Genomic DNA, 17,299 nt, shown 5'->3' with positions numbered 1-17,299 from the left:
GGACCGGGATCCCGGGTGGGGCGGACCGGGATCGGGGCCGGGGCCAGACCGGGATCGGAAGCGGGATCGAGCCGGGATCGGATCGGGAGCCGGACGGGACGACACCCCCGTGTGGCCGGGACAGCGGGCGGCGCACGGTGGATCGCAGAGGCGGACCACAGAGCCCGCCCGCGACCGGAAGGAGCGCCCGTCATGTCGGGCACCGTCATCACCGACCTGCGCCGCCGAGGCGCCGTCGACCCCGGCCGCCTGCTCGCCGGACCGCTGCGCGGCGTCGGCCTGCAACGACTCGACCCGGGCCGGAGCGCGGAGCTGGCCGCCGACGGCATCGAGCACGCGCTCTACGTCACCGCCGGCTCCGGGCTCGCCGAACTGCCCGAGGGGACCGCACACCCGGACCACCCGGAGCGCGCCGACGCCGGCCTGCCGCTGGTCGAGGGCACCGCGGTCGTGCTGCCGCTCGGTTCGCGGACCGTCCTGACCGCCGGGACGGCCGGACTGGAGTTCTTCCACGCCCTGCTCGCCGTCCCCGCCCCCTCCGTCCACCGTTCCGAAGCCTCTCCCGAAGAAGGTGACCCCAGGTGATCGTCACCACCGACACCGGCGCGGCCATGGTCGTCCTCGGCCCGAACGGCGAGCGCGTGCGGATCCGCTCCCTCGCCCGGAGCCGAATGCTCGCCAGCGCCTGCGAGGCCTTCGACCACCTGCGGCTGAGCCCGGGCGCCCACCACGTCCTCCCGGGCCGGCCCGACACCGAGACCGTCCTGCACGTGCTGCGCGGCGCCGCAGTCGTCGGCCAACTGTCCGACGAGCCGGACCACTTGGCATCCGAGGGCGATCTGCTGCTGGCCCGCCGCGGCCGCACCCTGCACCTGGAGGCCGGGCCGCTCGGTGCGGAACTGCTCAGTCTGACGCTCGCCGTCCCCCGGCACTCCGCCGGCACCCGGGCCGCCCTGGCCCGGCGCCGCGCCACCCGCCGTGACCGGCCCTGATGGGTCCCGCTGGTCCTGCTTGTCCTGCCTGACCTCGTCGGAGGAGGTCTCTCGTGATCCTCGTCCCTGCTGCCGTCCCCCGCACCGCGCCCGCGTTCCAGCGGCTGATCGACCCCGAGCAGCGGCCGACCGTCCGCGCCGGACTCACCGTCGAGGCGCTGCCGCCGGGCGTCCGGGTCGAGCAACTCCCCTACGAATCCGTCGAGTCGGTGACCGTGGTGCTCTCCGGTCGGCTGTTCGCGGCCGGCCGGATCCTCTCCCCGGGCGAGGCGCTGCACCACCGTCCCGGCACCTCCTGCCGGATCACCGCCGTCCGCGGCGCGCCGACCACCGTGCTCACCGTCCGCCCGGCCCCGCTCCGGGGCACCATCCCGGCCCAGCGGTCGGACTCCGCGTCCGCCGCGAGCCCGCGGCAGGTGGAGGTGGGCATCGTGCGGCTCGACCCGGGCGGCACCTGCGGACCGTGCGCGGACCGGGCCACCGACGCCTTCCTGGTGGTCCTCTCCGGGGCCGCCGCCTTCCTCGGCGAGCTGGGTGAAGTCCTTCTGTACTCCGGTGACTTGGTCTACGCCCGGGCGGGGGAGCGGTACGGCCTGCGGGCCGGCCGGCGTGGACCGGTGCTCGCCGTGCTGGGCCGCGTCGGCGCACCCGGTGCCGTCCTGGGACCGGAATGGGACGGCAAGCCCATGCGCTCGGGGCAGACCGGTCCGCAGAGCTGAGGCCGATCGAACAGTCGACCGACAGATGACAGATTTCAGAGTCTGTCATCTGTCGGTTGTCATCCGTCGGCCGTCTCCCGTCTTCCGGCCCCGCCCCACCGCAGCCCACCGCAGCCCACCGCAGCCCACCGCCGCGTAACGGCGCCCACCAGGGCCCGTCCTCCCGGCCCCGACACGCTGAGGACTTCGCGAGCACGTCACGGAAAGTCACGCCACCGCCGCTGATAGTGTCGGCCGGGTGGATGAAGAACAGCCGTTGGCACCCATGGACCCGGGCGGTGACCCAGCCGTCCGTGTGCTGATCGTCGACGACCACCCCCTCTTCCGGGAGGGGCTCAAGGCGGCACTGGAGAGCGCCGAGGGCGTCCTCGTGGTCGCCGAGGCCGAGCGGGTCGCCGATGTTCCGGAGGCGGTCGCCCGGCACCGCCCGACCGTGGTGATCATGGACCTCTCGCTGCCCGACGGCTCCGGACTGGAGGCCGTCCGGCAGCTCGCCACCCAGGAGGCGCCGCCGCCGGTGCTGATGCTGACCATGTCGGACGACGACGGGAACCTGCTCGCCGCCCTCCAGGCCGGCGCGCGCGGCTACCTGGTCAAGGGCGCCGGGCGGGACGAGGTGCTGCACGCGGTGCGGACGGTCGCGGCGGGCGGTGCGGTGTTCGGGGGCGAGGTGGCCGGACGGATCACCGTCCTGCTGGCCGGGGCGAAGATGCGCGAGGCGGGACAGCTCTTCCCTGAACTCACCGCCCGCGAGGCCGAGGTGCTGGACCTGGTCGCGCGCGGACTGGACAACCGGCGGATCGCCCGGGAGCTGGTGGTCGCGGAGAAGACCGTCCGCAACCACATCACCCACATCTTCGAGAAGCTGCACGTCGCCACGCGCGCCGAGGCGGTCGCCCGGGCCCGCGACATGGGCCTCGGCGACGGCCGGGCCGCCCCGGAGAGGTGAACCGGGGGTGCCGGTCCGCCGACCGGCACCCCCGGGGTCCTACTGCCTTCGCGCTACGGCCTCATCCCGCTCACGGCCGCACCCCAGTCACAGCCGCATCCCGCTCACGGCTGCATCTCGTACGCGCCGGAGAGCGCCTCGACCTGCGACCACACCCGCGCGTCCCGCGCCGGGTCGGCGACCGGGCGGCGCACGTTGGCCAGCGCCCAGGCGGCCTGCTGCTCGGTGGCCGAGGCCTTGCCGTGCAGCTCGGTGGCGTGCGCCGAGAAGTCGCGGACCAGCGCGTCGAAGATCCGGTCCAGCACGTCGCCGCCGTGCTCGGCGACGGTGAGGCCGGTCAGCTCGGCCTGCTCCAGCACCAGCTGGCCGTACACGATCAGCGCGAACAGCTGGCCGATCTCCAGCAGGAAGTCCAGGTCCGCCTGCTGCTCCTTGCTCGGCGCGTTCTGGAGCAGCAACTCGCAGAAGCCGTCGGCCTGTTCGCGGAAGCGGGCGACGTTCGGCAGCTCGGCGTGGCGGTCGTAGGCGGTGCGCCAGTCGTGGAAGCGGATCGCGCCCAGGCCGCGGGCCGGGCCCTGCCGGAACAGGAAGGCGTCGTCGGCGGCGTCCAGGCGGGTCGGCACCGGGGCGTAGTCGGCCGGGGCGAACAGGTAGTTGCCCATGAACTTGAGGATCAGCGCCAGGTTGACGTGGACGGTGCCCTCCAGCTTCGGCAGGCCGCGGATGTCCTTCGCGGCCTTGTCGAAGTAGGTGTCCGCCTCGAAGCCCTTGGCCGCGATGACGTCCCACATCAGGTCGATGACCTTCTCGCCCTCGGTGGTGACCTTCATCTTGGTCATCGGGTTGAACAGCAGGTAGCGGCGGTCCTCGGGGGAGGCGCTGCGGAAGTAGTCCACGGCCCGCGCGCTGAACAGCTTCATCGCCAGCAGGCGGGCGTACGCGTCGGTCAGCTCCCGCTTGACGTGCGGGAAGTCGGTGACCCGCTTGCCGTACAGCACCCGGTTGTGGGCGTGCGTGACGGCCTCGTACATCGCGTGCTCGCAGATGCCGATCGAGGCGGTGCAGAGGTTGAACTTGCCGACGTTGACGGTGTTGAGCGCGGCGTCGAAGGCGGCCTGGCCGGTGTGCAGCACGTCCTCGGCGCGCACCGGGTAGTCCTCCAGGCGGAACTCGCTGACGTACATCTGCGCGTTCACCACGTTCTTGACCAGGTGGTACGCGTCGTGGCGGCTGTCGGCGGCGAAGAAGACGTAGCCCTCGGGGCCCTCGACGTCCGAGCGGCGGCCGAACACCGAGACCAGGCCGGCCACGTTGCCGTTGCCGATGTAGTACTTGGAGCCGGTCGCGGTGAAGCCGCCCTCGCCGTCCGGAGTGAGGATCATGTCGGTGGAGTAGATGTCGGCGCCGTGGGTGCGCTCGGAGAGGCCGAAGGCCATCACGTGGCCGTCCGCGAGGAGCTTGGCGGCGCGGGCGCGGACGGCCTCGTTCTCGCTCTGCCAGACCGGGCCGAGGCCCAGGATGGTGACCTGCCAGGTGTACCAGTAGCCGAGGCCGTAGAAGCCGAGGATCTCGTTCAGCTCGGCGATCCGCGCGGTGTCCCAGCGCTTGTCGGGGTCGGCCGCGGCGGGGGTCAGGAACTCCGCGAACAGGCCCTCCTTGGCGGCGAAGTCCAGGAAGTCGGCGTACCAGCTGCGGTCGATGTAGGTGTCGATCAGCGCCTTCTTGCCGCGGGACTCGAACCAGTCCACCGTCGAGCGCAGCAGTCGGCGGGTCGGCTCGTCGAACTGTGCGGGGTCGTAGTTGCGCGGGTTGAAGAGCATCGAGGGGCTCCTGGGGGTCGAGGGTGTGAGGAGGGCGGGTGACAGGGTTGGGGTGACAGGGTTGGGGTGACAGATTTCAAACTCTGTTACTTGTCGCCTGTCGTCTGTTATCCGTCCGCTGTCATCTGTTCGCTGTCATCGGTCGGCCGTCGCCGGTCGGCCGTCGTCTGCCGGCCGTGATCCGTCGGCAGCGAGGCGGCGCAGGGTGGCGAGCACGTCGTCGAGCCAGGCGAGGGTCATCCGCTCGTACTCGATGCCGCCGCGCAGCACCACGTGCTGCAGTTGCTCGTGCGCATCGAGTGCGGTGGTGTCGGGGAAGTCCCGCTGCTCGCCGTGCAGGTAGCGGGCGAGCAGGGCGGCGTGGCCCTCGCGGTGCCGTTCGACCTCGGAGAGCAGCGCGGCCGGGTCGTCGAAGGCGGCGGCCCGGATCTTGACCGCGAGCTCGTGCCGCACGGTCTCCGGCTCGACCGGTTCACGTAGCCAGTCGGCCAGCGCGGCCCGTCCGGGCCCGGCCGCCGAGTAGACCTTCTTGTCCGGGCGTCCGTCCTGGGGGACCTCCTGCGCGGCCACCCAGCCGTCCGCCTCCATTCGCCGCAGCACCCGGTAGATCTGCTGGTGGGTGGCGGTCCAGAAGCGTCCGATCGAGCGGTCGAAGCGCCGGGCCAGCTCGTAGCCGGAACCGGGCTGCTCCAGCAGCGAGACGAGGATCGCGTGCTCCAGTGCCATGGCCCGCATCCTGCTATGCAACGAGTTGCATAGGCAATGGCGGCCCTGACGGTTGAGACGCAGGTCACCGGCGTGACCGGATGGTTATCGCTCATTCCGGACTATCGGGTGCAAAACCATGGATAAGCGCCAGAATGGGTACGGGGCAAGCGCCTTACCGGTTCCGACCACAGGAGGTGGTATCGGTGGCAACCCATATCCCGACGACGGGCATGGAGCACCATCCGGACATCGTCGAGCTCCGTGAACGCTACGAGCGGGTCACCTCGACCCCCCGTGCCCAGGGCGTCGAAGCCCTGGCAGTCCTGGCCGGTCTCTTCCTGGCGGCATCGCCATGGATCGTCGGCTTCACCGCGTTCAGCACCCTGACCGTGACCTGCCTGATCGTGGGTCTGGCCTACACGGCCCTGATGGCCGGCTACGGATCGGCCTACGAACGCACCCACGCCCGGGCCTGGGCGGCCGCCGCACTGGGTGTCTGGACGATCATCTCCCCGTGGGTCGTCTCCGGGTCCGTCGCGCACGGCAAGAACATCGTGACCTGCGTCATCGCGGGCGCCGTGATGTTCCTGCTCGGCCTCGCGGCGATCTCGATGGCGACCATGACGTCGAACGGAGCGTCGATGCGGCGCGGCCGGGCCGGCCGCGCCAAGGGCTGATCTTCCCCGCAGCCCTGTGGCCGGGGCGCGGAGGGCGCAACCGCCCGCCGCGCCCCTGCGCGCGTCCCGTGACGAAGAAGGTGCCCCGGCGCCTGCCGGCCGCCGTGCGCCCCGCTACGGGTGGGTCATCCGCAGCACGTCCAGGGCCTCGTCCAGCTGCTCCTCGGTGAGCCTGCCCTGCTCGACGTAGCCCCGATCCAGCACCACCTGACGGATCGTCTTGCGCTCGGCCAGTGCCTGCTTGGCGACCTTCGCGGCCTCCTCGTAGCCGATGTAGCGGTTCAGCGGGGTCACCACCGAGGGCGAGGACTCCGCGTACTCCCGGGCCCGTTCCACGTTGGCGGTGATGCCGTCCACCGTCCGGTCGGCCAGCAGTCGGGCGCTGTTGGCGAGCAGCCGCACCGACTCCAGAACGTTGCGGGCGATCACCGGGAGCATCACGTTCAGCTCGAAGTTGCCGCTCGCGCCGGCCAGCGTGACCGTCGCGTCGTTGCCCACCACCTGGGCGGCGACCATCAGCACCACCTCGGGCAGCACCGGGTTCACCTTGCCCGGCATGATCGACGAACCGGGCTGGAGGTCCGGCAGGTTGATCTCGCCGAGCCCGGTGCGCGGACCGGAGCCCATCCACCGCAGGTCGTTCGCGATCTTCATGAACCCGACCGCCACGGTGCGCAGTTGACCGCTCAGCTCGACCAGGGCGTCCCGCGCGCCCTGGGCCTCGAAGTGGTTCCGGGCCTCGGTCAGCGGCAGGTCGGTGGCGCGGGCGACCTCCGCGATGACGGCCGCCGGGAAACCGGGCGGGGTGTTGATGCCGGTGCCCACCGCCGTCCCGCCGAGCGGGAGTTCGGCCACCCGGGGCAGGGTGGCCAGCAGTCGCTCCCGGCCGTGCCGCACCTGCGCCGCGTAGCCGCCGAACTCCTGGCCGAGCGTGACGGGCGTGGCGTCCATCAGATGCGTGCGGCCCGACTTGACCACCCGGGCGAACTCGGCGGCCTTGCGCTCCAGCGACTCCGCGAGGTGCTCCAGCGCCGGGACCAGGTCGTTGGTGACGGCGGCGGTCGCGGCGATGTGGATCGAGGACGGGAAGACGTCGTTGGACGACTGGCTGGCGTTGACGTGGTCGTTCGGATGGACCGGTCGGCCCAGCCGCTCCCCGGCCAGGGTGGCGATCACCTCGTTGGTGTTCATGTTGGACGAGGTGCCCGAGCCGGTCTGGAACACGTCCACCGGGAACTGGTCGTCCCAGCGCCCCTCCGCGACCTCCTCGGCCGCGGCCACGATCGCCTCCGCCGTCTCCTCGTCCAGAACCCCGAGCCGGGCGTTCACCCGGGCCGCGGCGGCCTTGATCCGGGCCAGCGCGGCGATGTGCGCCCGCTCCAGCCGCTGGCCGGACACCGGGAAGTTCTCCACCGCCCGCTGCGTCTGCGCCTGCCACTTCGCGTCGGCCGGCACCCGGACCTCGCCCATCGAGTCGTGCTCGATCCGGTACTCCTGCGGCTTCTCCTGCTCGCCACCCATCGCGCGCTGCACCTCCTGTACGGGCCCGAACGGCCCGGAACGGATCTTCGATCACCACAGCCGCGAGCGGGCCCCGGGTATTTCCGGTCGGGGTGATCCGACTCCGTTCAGTCCAGTCCAGTGCAGGCCAGTGCAGGCCAGGCCAGTGCAGTCCAGTTCGGTGCGGATCCGTTCTGTTCCGCTCCGGCGCGCGCCCGCTGCCCGAGGCGGGCCGGTGCGGCGCGCTCTCCGGGCCCGGCGCCTACCGGCGGGGCAGCTCGGCGCGGACCAGCTCGCCGGGGTCGGTACCGGCCTGGACGACGAGCTCGCCGCCCGGGGCCCAGACGCCGGAGCCGCCCGAGCTGTCCGGGTACTCGCCGGTGGCCCCGGCGCAGGTCGCGAGCACGCACCACACCCCGTGGGCGGCGGCCCGGTCCCGGACGTGGCCGTCCCGGCGCTCCGCCTGGGCGGGGCCGGGGCCGTAGAGGGTGGAGGCGACGTAGGCGTCGATGTCGAGCGCGGCGGTCTCCTCGGCGTGCGCCGGGTCCGCGGCGTCCGCGCAGACGGCGAGGCCGAGCCGCAGGCCGTCCAGTTCCAGGACGACGGGCTTCTCGCCGGGGGAGAAGCGCTCCACCTCGGCGCCGTGCAGGCGCATCTTCCGGTAGACCACCTCGGCGCCCTCCCCGGTGACCGCCAGTGTGGCGATGGACTCGCGCCCGTCGGCCTCGGCCACCGGTGCCCCGACCAGGGCGACGGCGCCGGTCGCGGCGCAGGCCGCCACCAGCGGCGCGAGCCGGGCGTCCGCCGGGGCGACGGCCGGTGCGGCCAGGTCGTATCCGGTCAGCGACAGCTCGGGGAACACCACCAGCCGGGTGCCCGCCTCCCGTACGGCCTCGGCGTGCAGGGCGACGTTCTCGGACACGGTGTCCGGGCGACCGGCGGGGGCGCAGACGGGCTGGGCGACGGCGACGGTCAGCGCTCCGGGCGAGGGCGGGTTCAAGGGCGGGTGCGCACGGGAGGGCTCGGGTGCGGGCGTGGACGAGGGCATGGCGGAGCCTCCGGCGGGGCGGTGTGGGGTGATCGTGATCAACCTATGCGCCCTTCGGGAACGCGGGCAATGGAGCCAGGACGCCGGGCGGGCAGGCGGACGGCGACGACAGCGGCAGATCGCATCGATCTCACTCGAAGGAGTGAGATCCCGGGCGGGCGCTTCAAACTGCCGTGCGCCCCTCCCTACGCTCCAGACCGGGCCGGGCGGAACCCGGCCGAACCCGGATCGCCGCAGCTCGGCCCGGGGAAACCAGGACGAGGGGGCGGACGGACGGATGACAACAGGACAGGGCCCGATGGGCGGAACGGGTGACGGGGCGGCACAGAAGGGGATGATCCCACCGGACGCCCCGAAGGACGCCCCGAAGGACGCCCCGAAGGATGTCCCGACGGGTGGCCCGGCGAAGGCTTCGACGAAGGCCTCGGTGAGCGCCTCCTCGACCGCCGCCGCGAGCACGGTGAAGGGCACCCCTGGCGGCCTCACCCGACGGCGGCTGCTGGGCGCCTCGGCGGCGCTCGGCGGCGCGGCCTGGCTGCTGCGGGGCACCGTCGGCCCGGACAGTGCCGAGGCCGCCGCGCCCGTACCGCCCGGGCTGCCCGCCGGGACGGAGCTCTACCAGCGGGTCTTCCAGAACTGGTCCGGCGAGATCCGTACCGACCAGCTGTGGACCTGCGCGCCCCGCACCCCCGAGGAGGTCCCGGCCCTCGCCGACTGGGCGCACGCCAACGGCTGGCGGCTGCGCGCCTCCGGCTACCGGCACACCTGGGCACCGCTCACCGTCGCCGCCGGGACGCCGGAGTGCGCCCGGGTGCTGCTGGTGGACACCAGCCGGCACCTCACCGCCATCAGCGCCGAATCGCCCGACACCGTCCGGGTGCAGACCGGCGCCACCATGGAGGCCCTGCTCGCCCACCTGGCCGACCGCGGCCTCGGCCTGACCGCCTGCCCGGCCCCCGGCGAGATCACCGTCGGCGGCGTGCTCGCCATCGGCGGCCACGGCACCGCCGTCCCGGCCGCCGGGGAGGTGCGGCCGGAGGGGCACGGCTTCGGATCGGTCAGCAACCAGGTCGTCCGGCTCACCGCCGTCGTCCTCGACCCGGCCACCGGCCGCTACACGCTGCGGACCTTCGACCGCTCCGAGGCCGACAGCGCCGCCTTCCTGGTCCACCTCGGCCGGGCCTTCCTCACCGAGGTGGTGCTGCGGGCCGGCGCCGACCGGCCGCTGCGCTGCGTCAGCCGGCTCGACATCCCGGCGAGCCAGCTCTTCGCCCGCCCGGGTGCCGGTGCCGGTGCCGGTGCCGGGGCGGGTGCAGGTGCGGGTGCCGGCGAGGGCGGGGTGCTCGGGGGAGTGCTGGGCGGTGTCCTCGGGGGTGTCCTCGGCGGCGGGGGAGGCCCGCGCACCCTCGCCGACTTCGTGGAACGCGACGGCCGGGTCGAGGCGATCTGGTTCGCCTACACCGAGTACCCCTGGCTCAAGACCTGGAGCGTCACCCCGAACAAGCCGCTCGCCTCCCTCTCCGTCGACCACCCCTACAACTACCCCTTCTCGGACAGCGTTCCCGAACCGGTCGCCCGGCTCGCCGGTGAGATCGTCACCGGCGCCTGGGCCTCGGCCCCGCTGTTCGGCCAACTTCAGTACCTGGTCGCGAAGGTGGCACTCACCGGCGACATCACCGACGTCCTGCTCTCCGGCGCGCTACTGCGCCAACTGCTCAGCGGCGAGGTGCTCACCCACCTGCTCGCGGGCGGACTGCGCTCCGATCTCTGGGGTCCCTCGCGCACCCTGCTGCAGTACGTCCGCCCGACCACCCTGCGGGTCACCGCCAACGGCTACGCGATCCTCGTCAAGCGCGCCGACCTCCAGTGGGCGGTGAGCGAATTCGCCGCCTACTACCGGGAGTTGCTCGCCGCCTACCAGGCCCGGGGCGAGTTCCCGGTGAACGGCGCGGTGGAGATCCGGGTCACCGGCCTGGACGACCCGGCCTCCTCCGGCGTCCCCGGAGCCCGGCCCCCGCTGCTGTCCGCGCTGCGGCCGCGCGCCGACCGCCCGGAGTGGGACACGGCGATCTGGCTGGACGTCCTCGCCTTCCCCGGAACCCCCGGACTGGAGCGCTTCGCCCGGGAGTTGGAGCAGTGGCTGCTGCGCACCTTCGACGGCGCCCGGGCGGGCCTGCGGGTCGAGTGGTCCAAGGGCTGGGCGTACACCGACGCCGCCGCCTGGTCCGATCCCGACCTGATCGGCCGGGTCGTTCCCGACAGCCTGCGGGCGGGCGGTGGGCCCGGCTGGGACGAGGCGATCGCCGTCCTGGACCGCCACGACCCGCACCGGGTGTTCGGAAATCCCTTCCTGGACGGTCTGTTGAAGTAGCCGGCGCCCCACTTCGAGTCCTGACGATTCGTCAGATGTGCTCCATGACGATCACCGCGAGGGTGTCCGGAGCCAGGGCGCGGAACACGTGCGGAGCGTCGCCCGGGTAGCTCACGTAGTCGCCCGGGCCCAGCTCCACCGGCTCCTCCGTCGGCCCGACCAGCGCCCGCCCGGCACCGATCAGCACGTGCTCGACGGTGCCGGGCATGTGCGGATCGGAGGCCCTGGTCTCGCCCGGCTGCGCCTCGATCCGGTAGATGTCGCGCCGGGCGTTGGGCGGGCAGGAGGAGAGCACGGTCGCGGCGTAGTCGGCACGCTCGGAGTGGGTCACCGGACCCTCGCCGACCCGGATCACCTTGACCGCCGGGCGCGGCGGATCGACCAGCCGGCTGAACGGCACGTTCAGTGCGACCCCGAGTGCCCAGAGCGTCTCCACGCTGGGGTTGCCCGCGCCGGACTCCAGCTGGGACAGCGTGGACTTGGCGATGCCGGCGCGCCGGGCCAGCTCGGCCATCGACAGCCCACTGCGCTCGCGCTCGCGCCTGATTGAGGCGGCGATCTGGCCGATCAGCTCGCCGCCGCCGGCGCTGCTGCTGCCGTTGTTGCTGCCGCCCGAGCGGCCGGAGCTGCCGGAGCGGCCGGGGTCGCCGGGGTCCGTGGTCGGGGTGCTCTGGTCACTCATGCTCGCCACTCACGCTTCTTCCCGGCCCCTTCCATGGCTCCCGGTGCGGCTGATGCCGTCGTTCATGCTGCCACGGCCGGTCACGTCGACCACCGTTCGCCTGATCGGTCCGCCTGTTCGCCTTGACGAACGATGGCGGGTCGGTTCACTCTAATGAACATGCGTTCGCTCATTCGAACACTGGAGCGCGTCACCCTCCGGGACGTCGCCCTGGTCTGCCTGGCCGATGCGCTGGTCGGCGCGTCCTTCGGCGCGATCAGCGTCTCCGGAGGTCTGCCGCTCTGGGTGCCGACAGCCCTCTCCGTCCTGGTGTTCGCCGGCGGCTCCCAGTTCGCGGCAGTCGGCGTGGTGCTCTCCGGCGGCGGCGCCCTCGCGGCGGTCGCCACCGGACTGGTGCTCAACGCCCGGCTGCTGCCCTTCGGCTTCACCGTGGCCGACGTGCTCGACGGTCCGTGGTGGCGGCGGCTGGTGGGCGCACAGCTGCTCACCGACGAGACCGCCGCCTTCGCCCTGCAGCAGAGCGAGCCCCGTCGGCGCCGGGCCGTGTACTGGTTCTGCGGGATCGCCCTGTTCGTGGTCTGGAACATCTCGGTGCTGCTCGGCGCGCTCGCGGGCGGGCTGATCGGCGACACGGACGCGTTCGGCCTGGACGCGGCCTTCCCCGCGGTGCTGCTCGCGCTCGTCCTGCCCTCGCTCGCGGACCGCCGCACCCGTACGGCGGCGGTGGTGGGTGCGGTGGTCGCGGTCGCGGCGACGCCGTTCGTCCCGGCCGGACTGCCGGTACTGCTCGCCCTGGTCGGGCTGCTGTTCGCCGGGCGGCCGGCGGCGGAGGGGCCGGGCGGCCGGAAGGCGGCGGACGGGCGGAACGCCGCGGACGCGGAGAAGGAGAGGGTCCGATGATGCCGCTGTACGCGATCCTGCTGCTCGCGGTCGGAACGTACGCCTACCGCCTGGCCGGGCCGTTGCTCGCGGGTCGGCTCGCCCTCTCGGCGCGGGTGCGGCATCTGCTGGCCGTCGCGGCGGCCGTGCTGCTGGTGGCCCTGGTGGCGACCGGTGCGCTGACCCAGGGGCACGGCTTCGCGGGGTGGGCCCGGCCGGCGGGCGTACTGGTCGCGGGGGTGCTCGCGCTGCGCCGGGCGCCGTTCCCGGTGGTGGTCATCGCGGGTGCGGCGGCCACGGCGCTGCTGCGGCTCTGCGGGGTGGGGTGACGGCTGACAGAGTTTGAAATCTGTCAGCCGTCAGCCGTCAGCTGTCATTTGTCAGCCGCTCCGCCTGCACCTCCGGCCGCTTGCTGTCCCACAGCAGCTCCCACACCTTGAACACGCAGTGGTAGTCGCGCATGCTCCCCTGAGAGATCAGCAGGTAGGTGTCCCCGTCGCGGAGCAGCGTCCGCCGTCGGCTGTTGAAGGGGTGCTGCGGCGTGTAGGAGGGGACGAGCCGCTTCAGTTCCTCGACGGCCTCCTCGCGGCTTCCCTCGACCTCGGCGAGCACCTTGCTCCCCCAGGTCCGATCCTGGCCCATGCCCACCGTCTCCTGGACGACCAGTGCCCAGCGCGCCATCTCCTGCCCCCGTTCCTCGCGTTCCGGCCGTTCCGGCCGTTCAGTCCGTTCGGTCCGTTTCCGCTCCGCGTGTTCCCGTCAGCCGTACGCCAGGCCGGACGTGTCGCCATCCTCACGCGTTCACGCCCGCCCACCGCCCGGCCGGGTGCGGAATACTCGCCGGTATTCCGCCGAGAGTACAAGGAGCTTCAGTGACGAAGCCGACCCGGATCGACCCGTCCGACCTGCTCGCCGTCGGTGACCTGCTCTCCGACGAGGAGCGGCTGATCCGCGACACCGTCCGCCGGTTCACCGAGGAGCACATCCGCCCGCACATCGGCGACTGGTTCGAGCGCGGGGTCTTCCCGGCCCGCGAACTCGCCCCCGAACTCGGTGCCCTGGGCGTGCTCGGCATGCACCTCGACGGCTACGGCTGCGCGGGCGCCGACGCGGTCGCGTACGGGGTGGCCTGCATGGAGCTGGAGGCGGCCGACTCCGGGCTGCGCAGCTTCGTCTCCGTCCAGGGCTCGCTCGCCATGCGCTCGATCCACGCCTTCGGCTCCGAGGAGCAGAAGCAGCGCTGGCTGCCCGGCATGGCCGCCGGCCGGCTGATCGGCTGCTTCGGCCTCACCGAACCGGACTTCGGCTCGGACCCGGCCAACATGCGCACCCGGGCGGTGCGCAAGGGCGGCGAGGGCGGCGACTGGGTGCTGTCCGGCAGCAAGATGTGGATCACCAACGGCAGCATCGCCGACGTCGCCGTGGTCTGGGCGCAGACCGAGGAGGGCGTGCGCGGCTTCCTGGTCGAGCGCGGCACCCGCGGCCTGACCGCCACGGACGTGCACGGCAAGCTCTCGCTGCGCGCCTCCGTCACCAGCGAGCTGGCGTTCGACGACGTGGTGCTGCCCGCCGACGCGGTGCTGCCCGGGGTGATCGGCCTGCGCGGACCGCTCTCCTCCCTCAACGAGGCCCGCTACGGGATCCTCTGGGGCACCGTCGGCGCCGCCCGCGACAGCTACACCGCCGCCCTGGACTACGCCAAGAGCCGGATCCAGTTCGACCGCCCGATCGCGGGCTTCCAGCTGACCCAGCAGAAGCTGGTCGAGATGATGCTGGAGGTCGAGAAGGCGTACCTGGTCGCCCTGCGGATCGGGCGTCTCAAGGAGCAGGGCGCCGCCCGCCCGCCGCACATCAGCTTCGGCAAGCTCAACAACGTCCGCACCGCGCTGGAGATCGCCCGAAGCGCCCGGACCGTCCTCGGGGCCAACGGCATCACCACCGAGTACCCGGTGCTGCGCCACGCCAACAACCTGGAGTCGGTGCTCACCTACGAGGGCACCAGCGAGATCCACACGCTGGTCCTCGGCGAGGCCATCACCGGCGAGTCCGCCTACCGCTGACGCCTCTGCTGCCCGCTGACGAGCCTGCTGCCCGCTGACCGGCGGCCGTCGGCTCCCGCCCTCCCGGGCCCGGGAAAACCGGTGGCCGGGCCTGTCGTGGCCCGGCTACCGTCCCTGCCATGACCAGCCGGTTCGTCAAGACGCAGCCCCCGACCACCACCCTCTGGCGCCCCACCGGCCCCGAGGAGCTGGCCCTGGTCGAGGCCGCCGACTGGCGCGCCTGGCCGCCCCGCCTGCCCGAGCAGCCGATCTTCTACCCCGTCCTCAACGAGGACTACGCGGTCCGGATCGCCCGGGACTGGAACGTGCCCGCGTCGGGCGTCGGCTACGTCACCCGCTTCGAGGTCGACACCGCCTTCCTCGAGCGCTACCCCGTCCAGCAGGCGGGCGGCCGCACGATCCTCGAACTCTGGGTTCCCGCCGAGGACGTGGCCGAGTTCAACCGGCACATCGTCGGCCGCATCGAGGTCGTCCACGAGTTCCGCCCACAGCCGTGAGGCGGCCGGCCGCCCAGCCGGCGGGGTTCCGCCCAGGGGGGTTCCGCGCGGGGGAGTTCCGTGTGCGGAGTTCCGCCTGGGGGGTCCGCGCGGGGGCGGTCAAGCGTCTGTCCGACACCTGGTGGACACCCGGCGTTCGGCGGTGGGACGCCGGCCGGTACGGCGGCCGGTGAACCATGGCGCGGTCGGCGGCGCCCTCGGCGGGCGTGGCCGGGTGCGCACGACCGAAAGGAACCCCCCCATGTCCGCTGCCCAGTGGCCCCGCCCCCGCGTGCTCGTCGTCGGGATCGACGGCGTCCGCCACGACTACCTGGCGCGGGTGCCGATGCCGCGCCTGCAGGAGGTCGCCGAGGCCGGGTTCCTGGTGCCGGTCACCGTCGCGGACGGCACGCCCACCATGTCCGGGCCGTGCTGGGCCACCATCGTGACCGGCGTCGAGCCGGCCAAGCACGGCGTGTGGGGCAACCACCTGGGCGGCAACCGGCTCGACGTGTTCCCCGACTTCGCCACCCGGCTCGCCCGGGGCGACCGACGCCGCACCTTCGTCGCGGCCGGCTGGGACCCGCTGATGATCAACGAGTCCGGCGGCCCGCTGTTCCGCGCCCCCGGTCGGCTCTCCTACGTGGCCCCCGCCGAGGACACCCCCGAGGCCTGGGAGGCGGTGGACGAGGAGGTCACCCGGGAGGCCGTCCACGTCCTCGGCACCGCCGACCCCGAGGCGTCCTTCGTCTACCTCGGCGCCGTCGACGAGACCGCCCACTTCCTGGGCTGCGGTGACGAGTACCGTGCGTCCATGCGCACCGCCGACGAGCGCCTCGGCCGCCTCCTCGATGCCGTCCGCGGCCGGGCGACCTACGCCGAGGAGCAGTGGACGGTCATCGTCGTCACCGACCACGGGCACGTGGACGCCGGCGGCCACGGCGGCCGTACGGCCGAGGAGCGGACGGCCTGGGTCGCCTGCGCCGGGCACGACATCCCGGCCGGCCCGCCCACCGGCGAGATCCGCCACCCGGACGTCGCCGCGCAGGTGTACGCCTCGCTGCTGCGCCCGATCGATCCGCACTGGACCCTCGACGGCCGCCCGTTCCCGGTCGCCCGGCCGGTGGCGGCGGCGGTCTGAGGCGGCGGCGGTCGGGCGACCGGGAACGGAACCTGCGGCCGGTGCCCCGGGTGCAGCAGGCCGGGCTGCGGCGACCCCGGGCTTGAGCGAGGCTCGATCGGGGCTCGATCGGGGTTCGGGCCGCACTCGACCCGGGCGTGCCGACCCGAGCGCCGGAGCGGCACGTACCCGGGGCCCGCGAGGCCGGGGCCTGTCCGTGCCGGCCTGCCGGTCCGGGGCCTGCGGCGCCGGGATCCGCGGGCGGAATCCGTGGGTCCGGGATCGGTGGGCCTCAGGGTCCCTGCCGACGGACATACGCCTGAAGGTGGAGGACCTACCCCGTGGGTCGGAGACAAGATCGCGACCTGGTGGTGACGATCCGACGGGTCCGGACGGGCCACGATGGTTGCACCGGACGGCGGAGCACGCCGGCCGGGTCGGTGAGGCCGACCGGAACGGCCGCGGGCGGAGACGAGCGGCGACGCGCACAAGCGGCAGCCGACCCATGCGGCAGCCGACCCAAGCGGCAAGGGCCGCACCGGTCACGACAACGGAGAGGGCAGTCGGGCATGAAGGGCATCGTGAGCAAGGTCGCGCTGGGAGTCGCGGGCACCGGCATGGCCGTCGCCGTGGCGGCTGTGGCAATCGGCCCGCGGGTGTCCGACTGGTACGACGCGCACCACCAGCAGCAGGGCTCCTACGAGACCGGCACCCAGGCCAAGGCCGACCGCCGGTCGATGCCGACCTGGCTGCCCGACAACGCCTCCGGGGTGAAGTACCTGATGTCCACCACGGGCGACGACCGCCTGCTGCGCGCCACCCTCCCCGAGGGCCGGCTGCCCGTCGGCTGCACCACCGGGCTGCCGGGCAAGAGCGCGCACCCGGTGCCGGAGTCGCTCAAGGCCGGCTGGTTCCCCGAGAACGTCGTGACCAAGGCCAGCGGCACCTGCGGGCACTACAACGTGGCCCTGGCCGGCAACCAGCTCTACGCCTGGCAGGACGGTGCCGCGGTCCAGGCGGCGCTGCGCGCCGAGCACGTCACCAAGCGCTGAGTCCGGCGGTCGGCCCTCTGTCGCCCGCCGAGCGATGCCGGCCCTGCCGGGCCCTGCTGATGGCTCCTCCTGGCCACTTCGGGCCATTTCCACGGCCACTCCCGGGCCAGGGAAGGGCACGGAACGGAACGGCCCGCCGCGCACCGGAAGATCTTGGGTTCAAGGGGTCGTCGCAACACCGCTTGGTTTCAGACGGTGAGTAGATCACGTAGACGCTCGGCTGGGGTATCCCAGCCGAGCGTCTTG

At 73.1% G+C, this 17,299-nt stretch carries 18 protein-coding genes; 12 read left to right on the top strand and 6 right to left on the bottom strand.

What is annotated here, in order from left to right; translation table 11 throughout:
• Positions 1-192 precede the first annotated feature (192 nt).
• The 4 genes from ACFWP2_RS18485 (at position 193) to ACFWP2_RS18470 (ending at position 2,660) form a co-directional block, all read left to right on the top strand.
• On the top strand, positions 193-585 hold the full coding sequence (locus tag ACFWP2_RS18485; protein WP_380452487.1) for a hypothetical protein: 393 nt from the start codon (positions 193-195) through the stop codon (positions 583-585).
• On the top strand, positions 582-992 hold the full coding sequence (locus tag ACFWP2_RS18480; protein WP_380452485.1) for a hypothetical protein: 411 nt from the start codon (positions 582-584) through the stop codon (positions 990-992). Before ACFWP2_RS18485 ends, ACFWP2_RS18480 begins: the two co-directional genes overlap by 4 nt.
• A 53-nt stretch (positions 993-1,045) precedes the next feature.
• On the top strand, positions 1,046-1,711 hold the full coding sequence (locus ACFWP2_RS18475) for a hypothetical protein (RefSeq protein ID WP_380452482.1): 666 nt from the start codon (positions 1,046-1,048) through the stop codon (positions 1,709-1,711).
• A 265-nt stretch (positions 1,712-1,976) separates the two neighbouring features.
• Positions 1,977-2,660, top strand: a complete 684-nt coding sequence (locus ACFWP2_RS18470) for a response regulator (RefSeq protein ID WP_380452730.1) — start codon at positions 1,977-1,979, stop codon at positions 2,658-2,660.
• Positions 2,661-2,764: 104 nt separating this feature from the next.
• Here the strand turns inward: ACFWP2_RS18470 and ACFWP2_RS18465 are convergent, their stop codons facing one another.
• Both ACFWP2_RS18465 and ACFWP2_RS18460 read right to left on the bottom strand, forming a co-directional pair.
• Complete coding sequence (locus ACFWP2_RS18465) at positions 2,765-4,480, bottom strand: acyl-CoA dehydrogenase family protein (protein ID WP_380452480.1); 1,716 nt, start codon at positions 4,478-4,480, stop codon at positions 2,765-2,767.
• A gap of 135 nt (positions 4,481-4,615) precedes the next feature.
• Entirely contained in the window at positions 4,616-5,206 is a 591-nt protein-coding gene (locus tag ACFWP2_RS18460) for a PadR family transcriptional regulator (RefSeq protein WP_380452478.1), read from the bottom strand.
• A 185-nt stretch (positions 5,207-5,391) separates the two neighbouring features.
• Between ACFWP2_RS18460 and ACFWP2_RS18455 the strand changes: the two genes are divergently transcribed.
• A complete protein-coding gene (locus ACFWP2_RS18455) occupies positions 5,392-5,865 on the top strand; it encodes an SPW repeat protein (RefSeq protein WP_380452475.1) in 474 nt (157 codons plus the stop codon).
• 114 nt (positions 5,866-5,979) lie between these two features.
• Here the strand turns inward: ACFWP2_RS18455 and ACFWP2_RS18450 are convergent, their stop codons facing one another.
• Together ACFWP2_RS18450 and ACFWP2_RS18445 are read right to left on the bottom strand one after the other, a co-directional pair.
• Entirely contained in the window at positions 5,980-7,386 is a 1,407-nt protein-coding gene (locus ACFWP2_RS18450; protein WP_380452473.1) for a class II fumarate hydratase, read from the bottom strand.
• 241 nt (positions 7,387-7,627) lie between these two features.
• Positions 7,628-8,413: a carbon-nitrogen hydrolase family protein gene (locus ACFWP2_RS18445; RefSeq protein WP_380452471.1), complete on the bottom strand. Its 786-nt coding sequence runs from the start codon at positions 8,411-8,413 to the stop codon at positions 7,628-7,630.
• Between the two features lie 427 nt (positions 8,414-8,840).
• On the opposite strand from ACFWP2_RS18445, the gene ACFWP2_RS18440 reads away from it, so the two are divergent.
• Positions 8,841-10,784, top strand: coding sequence for a cholesterol oxidase substrate-binding domain-containing protein (locus ACFWP2_RS18440; RefSeq protein WP_380452469.1), 1,944 nt, complete (start codon positions 8,841-8,843; stop codon positions 10,782-10,784).
• A 31-nt stretch (positions 10,785-10,815) separates the two neighbouring features.
• Here ACFWP2_RS18440 and ACFWP2_RS18435 read toward each other — a convergent pair whose 3' ends face one another.
• Positions 10,816-11,466, bottom strand: coding sequence for a helix-turn-helix domain-containing protein (locus ACFWP2_RS18435; protein ID WP_380452467.1), 651 nt, complete (start codon positions 11,464-11,466; stop codon positions 10,816-10,818).
• A gap of 159 nt (positions 11,467-11,625) precedes the next feature.
• Between ACFWP2_RS18435 and ACFWP2_RS18430 the strand changes: the two genes are divergently transcribed.
• Both ACFWP2_RS18430 and ACFWP2_RS18425 read left to right on the top strand, forming a co-directional pair.
• Positions 11,626-12,366, top strand: a complete 741-nt coding sequence (locus ACFWP2_RS18430) for an AzlC family ABC transporter permease (RefSeq protein WP_380452464.1) — start codon at positions 11,626-11,628, stop codon at positions 12,364-12,366.
• Positions 12,366-12,674 carry an AzlD domain-containing protein gene (locus ACFWP2_RS18425; RefSeq protein ID WP_380452728.1) on the top strand — a complete coding sequence of 103 codons (309 nt, stop codon included), beginning with the start codon at positions 12,366-12,368 and terminating at the stop codon, positions 12,672-12,674. Before ACFWP2_RS18430 ends, ACFWP2_RS18425 begins: the two co-directional genes overlap by 1 nt.
• A 37-nt stretch (positions 12,675-12,711) precedes the next feature.
• Here the strand turns inward: ACFWP2_RS18425 and ACFWP2_RS18420 are convergent, their stop codons facing one another.
• A complete protein-coding gene (locus ACFWP2_RS18420; protein ID WP_380452462.1) occupies positions 12,712-13,026 on the bottom strand; it encodes a hypothetical protein in 315 nt (104 codons plus the stop codon).
• Positions 13,027-13,217: 191 nt separating this feature from the next.
• Between ACFWP2_RS18420 and ACFWP2_RS18415 the strand changes: the two genes are divergently transcribed.
• From ACFWP2_RS18415 to ACFWP2_RS18400, 4 genes are all read left to right on the top strand, one after another.
• Positions 13,218-14,405, top strand: coding sequence for an acyl-CoA dehydrogenase family protein (locus ACFWP2_RS18415; RefSeq protein ID WP_380452460.1), 1,188 nt, complete (start codon positions 13,218-13,220; stop codon positions 14,403-14,405).
• A 119-nt stretch (positions 14,406-14,524) separates the two neighbouring features.
• A complete protein-coding gene (locus tag ACFWP2_RS18410; protein WP_380452458.1) occupies positions 14,525-14,902 on the top strand; it encodes an ADP-ribosylation/crystallin J1 in 378 nt (125 codons plus the stop codon).
• Between the two features lie 241 nt (positions 14,903-15,143).
• Positions 15,144-16,022: an alkaline phosphatase family protein gene (locus ACFWP2_RS18405; protein ID WP_380452454.1), complete on the top strand. Its 879-nt coding sequence runs from the start codon at positions 15,144-15,146 to the stop codon at positions 16,020-16,022.
• 548 nt (positions 16,023-16,570) lie between these two features.
• Positions 16,571-17,053, top strand: a complete 483-nt coding sequence (locus ACFWP2_RS18400) for a hypothetical protein (protein WP_380452452.1) — start codon at positions 16,571-16,573, stop codon at positions 17,051-17,053.
• Positions 17,054-17,299 lie beyond the last annotated feature (246 nt).

Origin of the sequence: Kitasatospora sp. NPDC058444, from assembly GCF_042721415.1 — a bacterium.
Lineage (GTDB): Bacteria > Actinomycetota > Actinomycetes > Streptomycetales > Streptomycetaceae > Kitasatospora.
The sequence above is the reverse complement of the archived record's forward strand: the minus strand, read 5'-3'. Positions and strand labels throughout refer to the sequence as shown.